Here is a 15144-nt window from a genome sequence, read left to right on the forward strand (position 1 = left end):
ATTGGCCCAAATGTGCTCGTTTTTTTTGCTGAAAAATCCGAAATTGGCGCTTATTCCACGTTCACATTTCCGCCCGCGCGGGCCCTTCCCTTCACCGGATCAACCGCCGTGAAATGAAAAAAGCTGATTCGCGAAAAGGCTGATGATGATGGCGATCCAACACTTGTCGTTTTTTCCTGAAATCGGCCTGAACTTTGCTTTTTCAAGCCGCAGGACCATGGAAAAATAAGCACTGGATTAAAAAATACATTAACTTTAGAAAGGTGGTTTTATGAACGAAGAATTCATTATCAATAGCAAAAACCTACAATCATGAGAGGCGTCAATAAAGTAATGTTGATTGGCAATTTAGGAAGGGACCCGGATGTACAATTTTTAGAAGGCAACATCGCAGTAGCTAAATTTTCCCTGGCTACCACCGAAACATTTAAGGACAGGGCAGGCAAACTGATTTCCCAGACTGAATGGCATACAGTAGTACTTTGGCGCGGGCTGGCAGAACTGGCCCAAAAATACCTTCACAAAGGCAGCCTCGTTTACATTGAAGGACGCCTGCGCACCCGTAGCTGGGAAGATAAGGAGGGCAATAAGAAATTTGCCACTGAAGTGGTGGGCGACAACCTGGTAATGCTGGATAAGCGCCTGGACCTCAACAGTTCCGACCATGGCCTCAGCGGTCACCAGGGCGGCACCGGGACCAACAGTGGCGGAGAAGCATTCCCCAATATGGAGCTCCCCCCTTCCATGAACGAACCCGCGGGAGATCTGCCTTTTTAATCATTGCATTACTTAATTTTACATATAATTATATAGGTAGCGTTTGAAAACCGCCTGCTTATATGCCTATCTTTACACATGGGAAAGCGATTCAATCAACGCGGCTGAATTACTTTCCCTTATTTTTGAGTGGTTTTTATAAACGCACATGACTTTGGAAATCCAATCGGCCACCGCTTTCTTGACCGGGCATCCCCTGCTGCAAGCTACCACGCTTACGCCCAACGTAATGGTCTACCTGCTCGTAATTTTCCTGGTACTATTGCTCGCCTTCATCGTATCCGGATCGGAAGTGGCATTTTTATCCCTGAACTACAAGGACCTGAACGTGCTCAAAACCCGGCAGAACGTATCCGGCAAGCTGATTATCAAGCTGCTGGAAAAACCCAAATCCCTGCTGGCCAGCCTCCAGATCTCCGGCATCCTGCTCAGCATTGCCTTCATCTTTACGACCAACTACGTATTCCAGCTCATGCTCGATGCCGGGGCCGAATCGTTCCTGAAACTGATCTCCGTGCCCGTGCGCATCATCATTATCTGCGCCGTGCTGCTCTTCTTCGGGCAGGTGCTGCCCCGCACCTGGGCCGCCCAGAACAATATCCGCTTTGCCACCTACTTTGCCTGGTTTATCAATATTGTGCACGCCACCCTGGAACCAGTGAGCGACTTCTTCGTTGGCCTCAGCGGCAACATCGAAGACAAGCTCTTTCACCGCAACACCGGTGTGGTCAACTACCAGGAAATTGACGAAGCTATTGAAGCCAGTACGGACGCCACCACCACCCAGGAAGAAAAGAACATCCTCAAGGGTATCCTCAAGTTTGGCAACATTACCGTGAAGCAGATCATGAAAAGCCGCCTGGATGTGAACGGCGTGGAGTACGACGCCACCCTGTCTGAACTGGTGAAACGCGTAGCAGACCTGCATTACAGCCGCCTGCCCGTGTATAAGGGCAACCTGGATAACATTGTAGGCGTGATCCATACCAAGGACCTGCTGCCCTACCTGGACAAGCCCGATACCTTTGACTGGCACGAAGTAATGCGCCAGCCTTTCTTTGTACATGGCCATAAACTGATAGAAGACCTGCTGAGCGAATTCCAGAACCGCCGCATCCACTTTGCCGTGGTGGTGGACGAATTTGGCGGCACCTCCGGTATTGTCACCCTGGAAGACATCATGGAAGAAGTGATCGGCGATATCAAGGACGAATTTGATGAAGACGAGTTCCACTACAACAAAGTAGACAACGATACGTTTGTGTTTGAGGGCAAAACGATGCTGAACGATGCATGCCGCATTATGAACATCCGCCCGGACACATTTGAAAGCGTGAAAGGTGAAAGTGACTCCGTAGGAGGCCTGATCCTGGAGCTGGCAGGCAAATTCCCGGAAGAAAACAGCGTGATCACCTATGGCGATTACGACTTTACCGTGCTGGAAGTCACCAAGATGCGCATCATGAAAGTGCAGGTGACCATTAAACACGGTGTTACCAAATCTGAATAAATTATCTGTGAATAAAGTACTGCGCCTGATAGCCGGCAGCGCCCTGCTGCTGGTATTCCTGGCCGGCTGTGAGCAAACTTTCACACCGAAGCCCAGGGGTTATTTCAAGATCAAATTCCCGGAAAGAAAATACCAGGTATTCAACGAGCCGGGCTACCCTTACACCTTTGAATATCCCGTATACGCCAAAGTGGTAAAAGATTCCCTCTTCTTCGGGGAAAAAGCCGAAAATCCCTGGTGGATCAACCTGGAATTTCCTTCCCTCAATGGCAAGGTGTACATGAGCTACAAGGAAATAGGCAAAAACGGCAATTCCTACGAGAAGCTGGTCAATGACGCCTTTAAGCTCACCTACAAGCACACCCTCAAAGCCTCCTCCATCAATGAAAAGCCCATCCACACGCCTAACGACGTGTATGGACTCTTCTACGACGTGGAGGGAGACGCGGCTTCCGCCAAGCAATTCTATGCTACAGACAGCGTCCATCATTTCCTGCGCGGCGCCCTCTACTTTGACGCTACCCCCAATGCAGACTCCCTGGCCCCCGTGCACCAGTTCCTGCAGGAGGATATGTGGCACATGGTACAAACGCTGAAGTGGAGATAGGTAATTGTTTTTTGTGAATTTTTAAGGGACCTTTGCAGCAAGGAAGCGGTTTAGCTATGATCATAATTGACGATAAATATATCAGTGACGAAGTGGTGGAGGAGCAGTTTGTCTGCAACCTGAACGCCTGCAAAGGGGCCTGCTGTGTGGCCGGTGATTGCGGCGCCCCGTTGAATAAACAGGAGCTCAAGACCCTGAAAAAGATCTATCCCGCTGTAAAGCCCTACCTGCGCGCTGAAGGCATTGCCGAGATCGAAAAAACCGGCTATCATACCATCGATGATGAATACGGTTATGTAACACCCATTGTGAACGGCGGCATCTGCGCCTATGCCACGGTGGATGAAAACGGCATTACCGGTTGCGGCATCGAAAAAGCATATAACGATGGCAAGGTGGATTTCAAGAAACCTATCTCCTGCCACCTCTACCCCATCCGCGTTAAAAAGTACGATACCTGGGAAGCCGTGAACTACGACCGTTGGGACATCTGCAAGGCCGCCTGCAAGAACGGCAAGGCACTGAAAGTACCGGTATACCGCTTTCTCCGCGATGCGATCATCCGCGCTTACGGCACGGAATTTTATGAAGTGCTGGACAAGATCGCGAAGAAGTCATTCCCCCGCCAGGATCAATAATCCGCAACACTGCAAGATCGTATCAGCCTTTGGCAAGAAATACCGCGCCGGTGGCCGGATTTTTGATTAAACTTGCACCAGGATAATCATACGGTACACACCATGACAGGGCTTTGGCCCCCAATGCTTATCTTTCGCTTTTACTACTAACTAACTGACCCGCATATGCATCCATCTGCATCCACTTTCCTGAAGGCAAGTGAAGAGAAGGCGGCCGATCTGCAGCACCGGCAAACGATCAATTACAACATCGGTAAATACAATGCAGCCGTAGTAGGCGGCAAGCGCCAGTTTGCCGACATCATGACCGCCCGGGAAAGGGCCAAGAACACCAAGTGGCGCGCCATTGAGCACCTGGATAAATTCCTGGAAGACTTTGAGTCTAATTTCATTAAGCGCGGCGGAAAAGTGATATGGGCCGAGAATGCAGAACAGGCACAGGCGGAGATCCTGGCCATTTGCAAGGCCAAGAACTGCAAGACCATCGTTAAGAGCAAATCCATGGCCACAGAGGAGATCCACCTCAATGATTTCCTGGCCAAGCACAATATTGAATCCGTAGAAACAGACCTCGGGGAGTATATCCAGCAGCTGGATGAGGAGCCGCCTTACCACATTGTAACGCCGGCCATGCACAAGAGCAAGGAAGACGTGGCCCGCCTCTTTGCAGACAAGCTGGGTACGGATCCTACCCTTTCCCCCGAACAACTGACCCTGGTGGCCCGCGATACCCTGCGTGCCAAGTACACCCAGGCAGAAGTGGGTATCACCGGTGCTAACTTCATGATCGCAGATATAGGCGGCATTGCCATTACCGAAAATGAAGGTAACGCACGCCTTACCACCTCTTTCCCGAAAACGCATATTGCCCTGGTAGGCCTGGAAAAAATACTGCCTTCCATCAATGACCTGGCGCTGTTCTGGCCATTGCTGGCCACTTTCGGTACCGGGCAGCAGATCACTTCCTATAACACCATCATTACCGGCCCCCGCCAGGAAGGCGAGCCGGATGGCCCGGACGAAATGTACGTGGTGATCCTCGACAACGGGCGCACCAACATCCTGCAAGACGTGGAAGCCCGCGAGGCCCTGTACTGCATCCGCTGCGGCTCCTGCCTCAATGCCTGCCCGGTATATAAGAACATAGGTGGCCACAGCTACGCCACTACTTATAGCGGCCCCATTGGCTCCGTGATCACACCTCACCTGGCCGGTATGGAGAACTACATGCACCTCAGTTATGCCTCCTCACTATGCGGCAACTGTACAGAAGTGTGCCCTGTGCGCATTAACCTGCACGAGCTGCTACTGCACAACCGCCATAAAGCCGTGGAAGAGAACTTCACCGGTGGCGGTGAAAAGATGGCATGGTATGGCTGGAAGCAGGCCAGCCTGCACCGCAGCCTGATGAACGCAGCCGGCGGGCGCATGAAGAATTTCGTGATCAGCCGCCTGTTTGCCAAGGCCTGGGGCGATGACCGCGCACTGCCCATCTTTGCCCCCAAGTCCTTTAACCAGCTTTGGAAAGAAAGAAGGAAATAATCGTATTTTTAATACACACAACGTTACGATTATGACACTGCTTGCTATTTTGTTGCCCTGGCTTTCTTTCATGCTGAGAGGCCGCATCCTCACCGGCATTCTTTGCCTCATCCTGCAAATCACGTTGATAGGCTGGATCCCGGCCGCTATCTGGGCGGTGATCTCCCTCCAGGAAGCGCGGGAAAACCGCCGCAACCGGCGCCTGGTGCGGGCTATTAAAAATTCAAACATTTAAACTGGTTATCGGGGGAAATACCCGGGAAGGCATAGGACATTGTTCCTGTGCCTTTTTTGCTTTTGGGGCCAATGCCACCGCGTTGTAATGGGCAGGCTGCAAGCTTTTGTAATGAGGTATGATTGTGCTGCGATGGTTACCGCCGTCAGGCAACAACTGCAAATCGCATCATCCCGCGGGCACTATTTCTTTGGCGCCGGCACCTTCACTGCCAGCCTTACCTTGGCAGGGCGGGCGTCTGATGCGGGTTTCCATGCGGGACCTTCTTTCAGCAACTCTATCACCTGCTGATCTACAAAGTCACTGACGCCGTTGAGAATGCGGAAATTTTCGAGCTTGCCGGCGGGGGTTACAGTAAACACAATGCGCATTTTGGTATGGCGGGCGCCAGCCACCTGCAGTGATTTGTTCAGGTAGCGCTGCAGACTGTCGTAGCCCGCCTCGGGACGGGGCGCCTCATATCCAGGCAGCGCGTCTGAGGAGCTGGCACCGGTGCTATAGCCTACCACCACTACATCGTTCAGGCCCTGGGAGTCTTGTTTAAGCGTAAGATTTTTTACATCATTTGAGGCATAGAGCAGGGTATCTATTTTATTGAATCCCACGTATTGCAGTTCTACCTTGCGGGCATCAATGCCATTGGCCGGCAGGCTGAAAAGCCCGTCCATATTGGTTTGCACGGCGGTAGAGGCACCTTTGTAACGCACCACTACACCCGGCAGCGGTGTTCCTTTTTCGTCCACTACCCTGCCTTTCACGGCCAGGCCGCTGGCCACATTTTTATCAAAGCCGGCGATGAGGCTATCTGCATTGCCATTGACTGGCGTTGAGCCAAAGGTTTGCAATTCCGCGGCCGGCTTAGCAGGCAAGCGTGCGCTCTTTTTTTTGAAGGCCATTGTCTCATCAGGGGCGCGCTCAAAATTCAGGTAACCGCTGGTGGTGCTGTCTGCGCGCACCTGGGTGGTCGTTCGTTCCATTGCCACGCGTGGGCTTGCAGGGGTTATAGCACCAGGAGTGCCTCCTCCATCAAAATATTCTTTAGGGGCAGCAGGGGCGCTATCTGCCCAGGTGCTGCGTTGCGCTTTAGTGATAGCCGGGGCAGGGGCGGCAGGCTTTTTCAGCGCCGGCGCGGCGGCCACGGCTGCAAGGCTACTGTCTGAACCCGCGGGCGTGGGCGCAATGGATGCGGGGACAGCCGTAACTGTGGTACTGTCTGCATGATCAGGCACTTCTTGTGCAATGGTGGTTTTAGCGCTGCTGTTATCCTGGTGCAACCATTGGTACCCGCCCACCGCCACCAGCAGTAGTACGGCGGCTGCGACAGCCCAGCGGTAATCAAAGTGGCGCATCTTTACCACGGGTGTTTCCGGCTGGCCGGCGGTGGTGGCCGCAAGCGGAGGCGCGGTAGCCTCGTCTCCGGCCAGGCGTTGCTGCAGGCGGGCTTCCAGCGCGGCCAGTTGGGCGCTTTGATCTGCGGGGTGCTGCTCAAAACCTTCCAGGGCTTCCGCCAGGAACGGGTCCGAGAGGGACCGTTTTTCCAGGGCATGCATGGCCGCATCGTCCAGCTCACCGGCGAAGTAACGGCGGATCAGTTCCGCCATTGCCTGTGGGTCCATATGGGCGCTCTTTTTATCCATGCTGTTCCATGCAGATTTTGAGATTGCGTTTCCCGTTCTGAATATAGCTTTTCACTTTATTCATTTCAAAGCCGGTGATCTCTGCCACTTCGCGGTAGCTTTTTTCCTGGAGATAAAACAGGTCCACGCTGCGCTTTTGTTCAGCAGGCAGGCGTTCCATGCATTTTTCCATGGATTGCAGGTGATCTTCCAGCTGGTATTCACCGTCATGATGTGGGTTTTCGCCCATTTCCATAAAACTGCCGGCTATCATGGGCACTTCCAGGCCTTGCCGGCTCTTCATGGCCCGCAGTTTCATCAGGCAGTGGTTACGGCTCAGCACGTGCAGCCAGCTTTTGAAATTTTGTACTTCGTGCTGCTTCAGTTTGGATACCAGTTCTTCAAAAATGGCCATCACCGCATCCTGGGCGGAGGCCTCATCCATATATTTCAGGCATACCCCATACACCAGCGGCATATAGCGCTGGTAGAGTACGGACAAATATTCAAGTGATCCGGTGGTTTTGTACTCCCGGATCAGCGAGGCATCGTCTGTAGTGGTGAGGGTATGTTGCTGTATGAACTTCATGGGCTACCGGCCGGAAATATAGCAAAAAGCAGCCGCTTTACAGGCGGCTGCTTTCTAAATTTCAGGTTACAATTTTCTGCTTCGGAGAGGTCCGGCTTAGTGACGGAAGTGGCGCATACCAGTGATCACCATCGCCATACCATGTTCCTTGGTAAAGGTGATGGAATCTGCATCGCGGATGGAGCCCCCGGGCTGGATCACCGCGGTGATGCCGGCATCGTGGGCAATGCTCACACAGTCATTGAAGGGGAAGAAGGCATCGGAAGCCATCACCGCACCTTTCAGGTCAAAGCTGAACTGGCCGGCCTTTTCAATGGCATGGCGCAGGGCATCAATGCGGGAGGTCTGGCCACAGCCCTTACCAATCAGTTGTTTATCTTTTACCAGGGCTATGGCGTTTGATTTCAGGTGTTTGCACACCAGGTTGGCAAACTCCAGGTCACCACGCTGGGCAGCGGTAGACGGCTGTGCACCTACTTCTTCCCATTTCTCAAAGTTGCCCTTATCTATCCCCTGTTCCAGCACACCATTCAGTACATTCTTGAACATCTTGGTGGTCTTTACCGGCTGCCGCTGTTGCAGCAGGATGCGGTTCTTTTTAGACTGCAGTACTTCCAGTGCATCAGCATCAAAGCCGGGTGCAATGAGTATCTCGAAGAAGATCTCGCTTACGGAAGCAGCGGTAGCTTTATCTACTTGTTTATTGCACACCAGTACCCCGCCAAAGGCGCTTTCCTTGTCGCCGGCCAGTGCGGCCACCCAGGCTTCCACCAGGGTAGCGCGGGAGGCAATGCCGCACACGTTGGTATGTTTGATCACGGCAAAGGTGGTATCTGTAAATTCTGCGATCAGCTGGCAGGCAGCGTCCACGTCCACCAGGTTGTTGTAAGACAGTTCCTTGCCATGCAGCTTATTGAAGATCTCAGACAGGTCGCCATAGAAAGTGGCCTGCTGGTGCGGGTTTTCGCCGTAGCGCATTACCTGGCCCTGGGGTACAGAGGTCTGGAAGTAAGCGGGTGCAGCTTCGTCCCTCATCCACCAGTTGGCAATCACCGCATCGTAGTGGGCAACCACTTCAAATGCTTTTGCGGCAAACCGGCGGCGGTCTTCCAGGGTGGTAGCGCCGCCCTGGCTAGCCAGTATGTTTTCCAGGTCTGCGTATTGATCCTTGGAGCCAATCACCACTATGTCTTTATAGTTTTTGCCGGCGGCGCGGATCAGGGAGGGGCCGCCAATGTCTATCTTTTCAATGATGGCCTGTTCTTCTGTAGTGCTCTTCACGGTTTCTTCAAACGGGTAGAGGTCTACGATCACCAGGTCTATTTCAGGGATCGCGTATTGCTTGAGCTGCTCCAGGTCCTGCGGGTTGTCGCGACGGGCCAGGATGCCACCAAACACTTTAGGATGCAGGGTCTTCACACGTCCGCCCAGGATGGAAGGATAGTCTGTGAGGGATTCCACCGCTACGCAGGATACGCCCAGGTCTTCAATAAATTTCTGGGTGCCGCCGGTAGAGTAAATAGTTACACCCTGCTCACCTAATTTCTTCACAATGCCCTCCAGGTTATCTTTATAGAAAACGGAGATCAATGCGGATTTGATTTGCTTTTGCATGTATCGGAAAGATTAGAAATTTTGAATGAAGGCTCCTTGCTCCGGAACCGAGAAGAAACGCAAAGTTAGCGCCTCACAGTCACTTTTCCACTTCCTGATTTTAGCCGGGCTGCACGATGCATCGAAAATAAAGCGGCCCGCATCAAAGTGCTGTAACAACTGCCTGATATCCACTTGCGGATCATGTGACAGCAAAATGTAATCCGTCTTACATTTTTTTACCGGCCATATGTCTGGCAGCGGGGCATTCACGATCACCAGGCGGTGGCCGGCAAAAGAGACGAGTTGTGCCGGGGCCAGGTTTTGCTGCCCGGTAATCTGCAAAGGCAGCCGCGCAGGCAACAGGTATTGCTGCAAACCGCCGCCTTGTAGCAGGTCCGTATCGCCTGCAAAGGTTACGTGCCGGCCCTGCACCAGGTCTATGGCCGTGTGCCGGCGGATATTATACACCACCATCAGCTGTTGCCGGCCCGCCTGCCATAGCCGGGCCACATGCAGCAGTGCTACCATGGCCACGCAAACCAGCGCCCAGCGGAATGCTTGCCGGTATTGCAGCAGCAGCCAGGTGGCCACTGCCAGCAGACCGGCATACAACAGCGCTACTTCCCACCCGCCCAGGTACAATCCATTACTTACCGCATAAGGCAGGTGGCCTATCCATTGCACCCAGGTGTTCATGGCGTATAGCAATCCATACAGCGCATAGCCTGTAGCCCGCGCCAGCAGCGGCACCCAGCCTACCGCCAGCAACAGGATGCATGCGTACATAGCCAGCTCTGACAAGGCAATGGCTACCAGGTTTGCCAGCAGGAAAAAATTAGGGAACTGGTGAAAGTAATAGATGCTTACCGGTACCGTAAGTACCTGCGCCGCCAAGGTAGCGGTGGTCATATTCCACGCAAAACGCCCTGCACGGGAATTGGGCACATACAGGCGGGCTATACCTCGCTGGAACAACATTAAGCTCAGCACCGCCAGGTAAGACAGCTGGAAACCCACGTCCAGCAGGAGCCTTGGCTGATAGCACAATAACAGGAAGGCCGATGCTGCCAGTAAATTATAACGGTTCGTATAGCGCTGCACTACCAGCCGCTCCACGGTGATGAAGGTGTACATCAACGTAGCCCTCAGTACAGACGCAGCACCACCGGTAAGCAACGCAAAGCCCCACAGCACGGCCAGCATCAGCGCAGCCTTCACGGCCCTGGACCAACGCTTTTCCGGCAATGCCTGCAACAGCCAAAGCAGCGCTTCATAAAGCAACAACAAATGCATACCTGATATAGCAATGATATGCACCACGCCCGCTTGCGTGTAGTCCTGTACCAGCAGCTTGTCCAGGTCATCCTTGTACCCGATGAGCAGCGCTTCCGCGAGGCCAGCCTCGCGTGGGGATGGCACATAGCGCTGGAATGTGCGCACACAGTACTGGCGGCAGGCCGCCAGGATGCGCTGCCACAGCGGCATTGGCGTTCTGCCCACCACCCATGTATGCGCAGGCGTGAGCCACACCTGGTGGAAAATATGCTGCCCGGCCATGTAGCCGGCTATATCAAAAGCACCGGGATTACCACTGTTTTGTATGCGCTGTAAACTGTCTGTGCACACCAGCCTGTCGCCAGGATGCAGGCTGGCAGCGGGTTTGGCATATAGTTGCACTTCCCCGCAGGCCGGCTGCCAGCCTTGCGTGGTGTACTGCGCCACCACGCGGGCCGTGGTACGGAAACCATAGGGCCTTTGCTGCACCGGTGCATCTATCACAAGTTGCAAAGGCGCGGGTGCATTGCGCCCAAACCAACCTGCATTGTTCCGCACATCATTGCGCCACGCTACATACGATGCCGTTTGTATTACCAGCACGAATAAAAACAGGCCTTGCAGGGGCGCCAGGAAATACTGTCTTGATAAAGGAAGATAGCGGAAGCCCAGGAGCAGCGCACAAAGCAACACCGCCGTAAACACCTGGTAGCCGTGCATTCCGGGGAAATGCCATTGCCACAGCAGGCCCAGTATCCAGGGCAGCAGCAGGCGCACAAAAGGCGCTTTCTTGCAGAACGTAGTTACAAACAATTGCACGGGACAAACAATTTTTAGCTGAGGTCCTGCAATGTAATTTTTATCCCCCCGGCAATGGTTAATGCATTCGTTAACGGGCAAAAAAAAGCGGCGCCATTTTCATAGCGCCGCTGTGTAATTTATTTGCTGAGATACATGCTCTTCTCTTTGTAGAGGGTTCTGAAGTAAGGATCTCTCAGGTCCTTGATAAAGCGGATGGCTTCACCGGTTGACTTCATTTCGGGGCCCAGTTCCTTGTTCACACCGGGGAACTTATTGAAGGAGAACACCGGTTCCTTGATGGCAAAGCCTTTCAGTTTCTTCTCGATCTTAAAGTCCTTCAGCGTGTGGGTGCCCATCATGATCTTGGTGGCAATGTTCAGGTAAGGCACCTGGTAAGCCTTGGCGATGAAGGGCGTGGTGCGGGAGGCACGCGGATTGGCTTCGATCACGCTTACTTTGCCGCTCTTAATGGCAAACTGTATGTTGATGAGGCCTTTGATATTCAGTGCGCGGGCAATCTTTTCTGCATACACTTCCATGGTGGTTACTTCCATGGGGCTCAGGTTAAAGGCAGGCAGCACGGCGTTACTGTCGCCACTGTGGATGCCGGCGGGCTCAATATGTTCCATCACCCCCATCACGTGGAAGTTCTCCCCGTCAAAGATCGCGTCTATCTCGGCCTCCTGGCAGCGGTCCAGGAAGTGGTCAATCAGTATCTTATTGCCGGGCAGGTGCTTCAGCAGGCTGAGTACAGAGTTCTCCAGTTCTTCTTCGTTGATCACGATGCGCATGCGCTGGCCACCCAGTACGTAAGAGGGGCGCACCAGCACGGGGTAACCTACTTCCTTGGCCACTTCAATGGCTTCGTCCGTGGTGTAGGCAGTACCGTATTGCGGGTAGGGAATGTCCAGTGCTTTCAGCAGGTCGGAGAAGCGGCCACGGTCTTCGGCAATGTCCATGCTGTCAAAGCTGGTGCCGATGATCCTGACGCCTTTTTCCTCCAGGCGGCGGGCCAGTTTCAGCGCGGTTTGCCCGCCCAGCTGTACGATCACGCCTTCCGGTTTTTCCAGTTCAATGATCTCCCAGAGGTTTTCCCAGAACACGGGCTCAAAGTAGAGCTTATCCGCCATGTCAAAGTCGGTGGATACGGTCTCGGGGTTACAGTTTACCATGATGGCTTCAAAACCGCACTCCTGGATGGCCTGCAGGCCGTGGGTGCAGCAGTAGTCGAACTCAATACCCTGGCCAATCCTGTTAGGTCCGGAACCCAGCACGATGATCTTTTTCTTGTCGGAGCGGATGCTTTCGTTCTCGGTATCGAAGGTGGAGTAGAAGTAAGGTGTTTTAGCCTGGAATTCTGCGGAGCAGGTATCTACCATTTTGTAAGTGCGGGTAATGCCCAGCGCCTTCCGCTTTTCGTATACCTCGTCTTCTTCACAGTTGCCAAAAATGAGGGCCAGCTGTGCATCGGAGAAGCCCATGTGTTTGGCTTCCTTCAGCATTTCATCCGGCACGGAGGCCAGGTCATGTTCACCCAGCTGTTTTTCCAACAGTACAATGTCATTGATCTGGTGCAGGAACCAGCGGTCAATGAAGGTTTGCTGGTAGATGTGCTTCACGGACATTCCCTGCATGAGGGCGTCCTTGATGCGGAAAACGCGGTCCCAGGTGGGCGTTTTCAGGCGCTCGGAAAGCTGCTCGGTGGTGAGCAGGGACTTACCGTAGTAGCCCAGGCCCACTGCATCGTTTTCCAGGCTCTGGCAGGCCTTCTGCAGGGCCTCGGGGAAAGTGCGGCCGATGGCCATTACTTCACCTACAGACTTCATCTGCAGGCCCAGGGTCTGGTCTGCACCTTTAAATTTATCGAAGTTCCAGCGCGGCATTTTTACGATCACGTAATCCAGCGCAGGCTCAAAGTAAGCGGAAGTGGTCTGGGTGATCTGGTTCTTCAGTTCATCCAGGGTGTAGCCGATGGCCAGTTTAGCGGCAATCTTGGCGATGGGGTAACCCGTGGCTTTGGAGGCCAGGGCGGAAGAGCGGCTCACGCGGGGATTGATCTCGATGGCGATCAGCTCTTCGGTCTCAGGATTGAGGGCAAACTGCACGTTACAGCCGCCGGCAAAGTTGCCCAGGTCGCGCATCATGCGGATGGCCTGGTTACGCATTTCCTGGAAAGCGGTATCGCTCAGGGTCATGGCCGGGGCCACGGTAATGGAGTCGCCGGTGTGCACGCCCATGGGGTCAAAGTTCTCCACGGTACAGATGATCACCACGTTGTTATTCTTATCGCGCAGCAGTTCCAGTTCAAATTCTTTCCAACCCAGTACGGCTTTTTCTACCAGTACTTCATGGATGGGGGATGCCTGCAGGCCGCGGTTCAGGGCCTCGTCCAGGTCTTTCTGTGCGTGTACAAAACCGCCGCCGGTACCACCCAGGGTAAAGCTGGGGCGGATCACGAGCGGGAACCCAATTTCCTGGGCAAATTCTTTACCCTCAAGGAAGGAGTTGGCTGTTTTTGCAGTAGCTACCGGGATGCCCATTTCTATCATCCACTGGCGAAACAGTTCGCGGTCTTCTGCTTTGTTGATGGCTTTAATGTCTACCCCGATCAGCTGCACATTGTATTTTTCCCAAATGCCCAACTCGTCTGCTTCTTTACAGAGATTGAGGGCTGTCTGGCCGCCCATGGTAGGCAACACTGCATCTATCTGGTTTTCTTCCAGGATCTGTTCGATGCTTTCCACCGTGAGTGGCAGCAGGTATACCCTGTCTGCCATCATCGGGTCTGTCATAATAGTTGCGGGGTTGGAATTGATCAGGATCACTTTTACGCCTTCTTCGCGAAGGGAGCGGGCCGCCTGGGATCCGGAATAGTCAAATTCACAAGCCTGGCCAATTACGATAGGTCCAGAACCAATGATAAGCACAGATTTAACAGATGAGTCTTTAGGCATTTTTAATATTGGTATTGAAAATGAAAAACTGCGATCTTCCTGCATCCTGCGGGGGAACAAAAAAATCGTGCAAAACTACGGGATATTCACCGGAATACCACATGAAATTTGAGTCTCAATCATATAAACATATTGTTTATACAATTGAGTACTGATACACAAGCCCGCCTGGCAGCATGCCGGGATTTGGCGCTATTGGCCGCGCTTTCCCCGGCTGGTGCAGCCATTGGCTGCAGGCTAAAACGGCGCCGGTACGCGGGTGGATGGAACGCTTTGCGGTGCAGCGCGGTGAAATGGGCATTGTTATGCAACCGGCAGGTCACGAAGCCGTATGCCCCGGAGCTACCACCTGCACACCGCTATTTGTGCTGCACGTGCCCTCCCCCGGGTACCGTGGTGGCACCTGCAGGTGCGGTACGGACGTAGCACCGCGTGCTGCTTATTTCACATTAAATTTTTTTATAATTATACAAATATTTATAATATGTTTGCGTTCACATTCATACCATTTAACCTCCTGCTATGCATATGTTCTTTTTGATCTGGGGCACCACCTCATTCACTACCAAACGCTATAGCTTTGCCGAATTGCAGATCGCCGACGAAACCGGCCTGCACTCCATTGAGCTGCGCCAGCGTGTAGCCCACGTGTTCTATATTCCCCTGTTCCCGATCAGCCAAACCTGGGTACTGGCCCGCCAGGGAGACAGCAACAAGTACCTGCCTAACCCGGACCTGGAATCGCATATTGAGCAAATGGGCCTGCAAAAAGCAGCGCCCTGGTATTGCTTTGGTGGCCTCATCCTCATTGGTGTGGGTGTGTTGTTTGCCATGTTTGCCCGCTAATCCTTTTACTACATTCCGCTATAAACATCCCTGCCGAAACCCCGGTTATAATTACCTATACCATTACGTATCACGCATTTCTTTGTGTTTAATGATCCCCATGAAAAAATCCTGTTCCCCCGGAAGCAGCGATCTCGCATGGCGACACTACAGACCTG

General features: G+C 53.2%; 12 protein-coding genes. 7 read left to right on the plus strand and 5 right to left on the minus strand.

What is annotated here, in order from left to right:
- Window positions 1-312: 312 nt before the first annotated feature.
- The 6 genes from DCC81_RS01780 to DCC81_RS01805 all read left to right on the plus strand — a co-directional run bounded on the left by DCC81_RS01780 (window position 313) and on the right by DCC81_RS01805 (window position 5309).
- Window positions 313-777, plus strand: coding sequence for a single-stranded DNA-binding protein (locus DCC81_RS01780; protein WP_108684877.1), 465 nt, complete (start codon window positions 313-315; stop codon window positions 775-777).
- Between the two features lie 148 nt (window positions 778-925).
- Window positions 926-2287 carry a gliding motility-associated protein GldE gene (gldE, locus tag DCC81_RS01785; protein WP_108684878.1) on the plus strand — a complete coding sequence of 454 codons (1362 nt, stop codon included), beginning with the start codon at window positions 926-928 and terminating at the stop codon, window positions 2285-2287.
- Window positions 2288-2294: 7 nt separating this feature from the next.
- On the plus strand, window positions 2295-2894 hold the full coding sequence (gene gldD / locus DCC81_RS01790; protein ID WP_108684879.1) for a gliding motility lipoprotein GldD: 600 nt from the start codon (window positions 2295-2297) through the stop codon (window positions 2892-2894).
- Window positions 2895-2950: 56 nt separating this feature from the next.
- Window positions 2951-3532 carry a DUF3109 family protein gene (locus DCC81_RS01795; protein ID WP_108684880.1) on the plus strand — a complete coding sequence of 194 codons (582 nt, stop codon included), beginning with the start codon at window positions 2951-2953 and terminating at the stop codon, window positions 3530-3532.
- Window positions 3533-3697: 165 nt separating this feature from the next.
- On the plus strand, window positions 3698-5074 hold the full coding sequence (locus DCC81_RS01800; RefSeq protein WP_108684881.1) for a LutB/LldF family L-lactate oxidation iron-sulfur protein: 1377 nt from the start codon (window positions 3698-3700) through the stop codon (window positions 5072-5074).
- Between the two features lie 31 nt (window positions 5075-5105).
- Window positions 5106-5309, plus strand: a complete 204-nt coding sequence (locus DCC81_RS01805) for a YqaE/Pmp3 family membrane protein (RefSeq protein ID WP_108684882.1) — start codon at window positions 5106-5108, stop codon at window positions 5307-5309.
- 182 nt (window positions 5310-5491) lie between these two features.
- Here the strand turns inward: DCC81_RS01805 and DCC81_RS01810 are convergent, their stop codons facing one another.
- The 5 genes from DCC81_RS01810 to carB all read right to left on the minus strand — a co-directional run bounded on the left by DCC81_RS01810 (window position 5492) and on the right by carB (window position 14140).
- Entirely contained in the window at window positions 5492-6946 is a 1455-nt protein-coding gene (locus DCC81_RS01810; RefSeq protein ID WP_108684883.1) for a carboxypeptidase-like regulatory domain-containing protein, read from the minus strand.
- Window positions 6939-7514, minus strand: coding sequence for an RNA polymerase sigma factor (locus DCC81_RS01815; protein WP_108684884.1), 576 nt, complete (start codon window positions 7512-7514; stop codon window positions 6939-6941). Before DCC81_RS01815 ends, DCC81_RS01810 begins: the two co-directional genes overlap by 8 nt.
- A gap of 96 nt (window positions 7515-7610) precedes the next feature.
- A complete protein-coding gene (gene purH, locus DCC81_RS01820) occupies window positions 7611-9128 on the minus strand; it encodes a bifunctional phosphoribosylaminoimidazolecarboxamide formyltransferase/IMP cyclohydrolase (protein ID WP_108684885.1) in 1518 nt (505 codons plus the stop codon).
- A gap of 12 nt (window positions 9129-9140) precedes the next feature.
- Window positions 9141-11204 (minus strand): ComEC/Rec2 family competence protein, encoded by a 2064-nt coding sequence (locus DCC81_RS01825; protein ID WP_133177502.1) that lies wholly within the window; start codon window positions 11202-11204, stop codon window positions 9141-9143.
- Window positions 11205-11323: 119 nt separating this feature from the next.
- Complete coding sequence (gene carB / locus DCC81_RS01830) at window positions 11324-14140, minus strand: carbamoyl-phosphate synthase large subunit (protein ID WP_108684887.1); 2817 nt, start codon at window positions 14138-14140, stop codon at window positions 11324-11326.
- A 522-nt stretch (window positions 14141-14662) separates the two neighbouring features.
- Here carB and DCC81_RS01835 point away from each other — a divergent pair.
- Window positions 14663-14986, plus strand: a complete 324-nt coding sequence (locus DCC81_RS01835; RefSeq protein WP_133177503.1) for a hypothetical protein — start codon at window positions 14663-14665, stop codon at window positions 14984-14986.
- Window positions 14987-15144: the final 158 nt, after the last annotated feature.

The sequence above is a fragment of the Chitinophaga parva genome (genome assembly GCF_003071345.1).
In the GTDB taxonomy this organism is placed as follows: Bacteria; Bacteroidota; Bacteroidia; order Chitinophagales; family Chitinophagaceae; genus Chitinophaga; species Chitinophaga parva.

Bases quoted from the DNA above. Each gene is read 5' to 3' on its own strand.
- DCC81_RS01780 (WP_108684877.1), top strand. From the start codon at position 313: ATGAGAGGCGTCAATAAAGTAATGTTGATTGGCAATTTAGGAAGGGAC.
- gldE (WP_108684878.1), top strand. From the start codon at position 926: ATGACTTTGGAAATCCAATCGGCCACCGCTTTCTTGACCGGGCATCCC.
- DCC81_RS01795 (WP_108684880.1), top strand. From the start codon at position 2,951: ATGATCATAATTGACGATAAATATATCAGTGACGAAGTGGTGGAGGAG.
- DCC81_RS01800 (WP_108684881.1), top strand. From the start codon at position 3,698: ATGCATCCATCTGCATCCACTTTCCTGAAGGCAAGTGAAGAGAAGGCG.
- DCC81_RS01805 (WP_108684882.1), top strand. From the start codon at position 5,106: ATGACACTGCTTGCTATTTTGTTGCCCTGGCTTTCTTTCATGCTGAGA.
- DCC81_RS01810 (WP_108684883.1), bottom strand. From the start codon at position 6,946: ATGGATAAAAAGAGCGCCCATATGGACCCACAGGCAATGGCGGAACTG.
- DCC81_RS01815 (WP_108684884.1), bottom strand. From the start codon at position 7,514: ATGAAGTTCATACAGCAACATACCCTCACCACTACAGACGATGCCTCG.
- purH (WP_108684885.1), bottom strand. From the start codon at position 9,128: ATGCAAAAGCAAATCAAATCCGCATTGATCTCCGTTTTCTATAAAGAT.
- carB (WP_108684887.1), bottom strand. From the start codon at position 14,140: ATGCCTAAAGACTCATCTGTTAAATCTGTGCTTATCATTGGTTCTGGA.
- DCC81_RS01835 (WP_133177503.1), top strand. From the start codon at position 14,663: ATGCATATGTTCTTTTTGATCTGGGGCACCACCTCATTCACTACCAAA.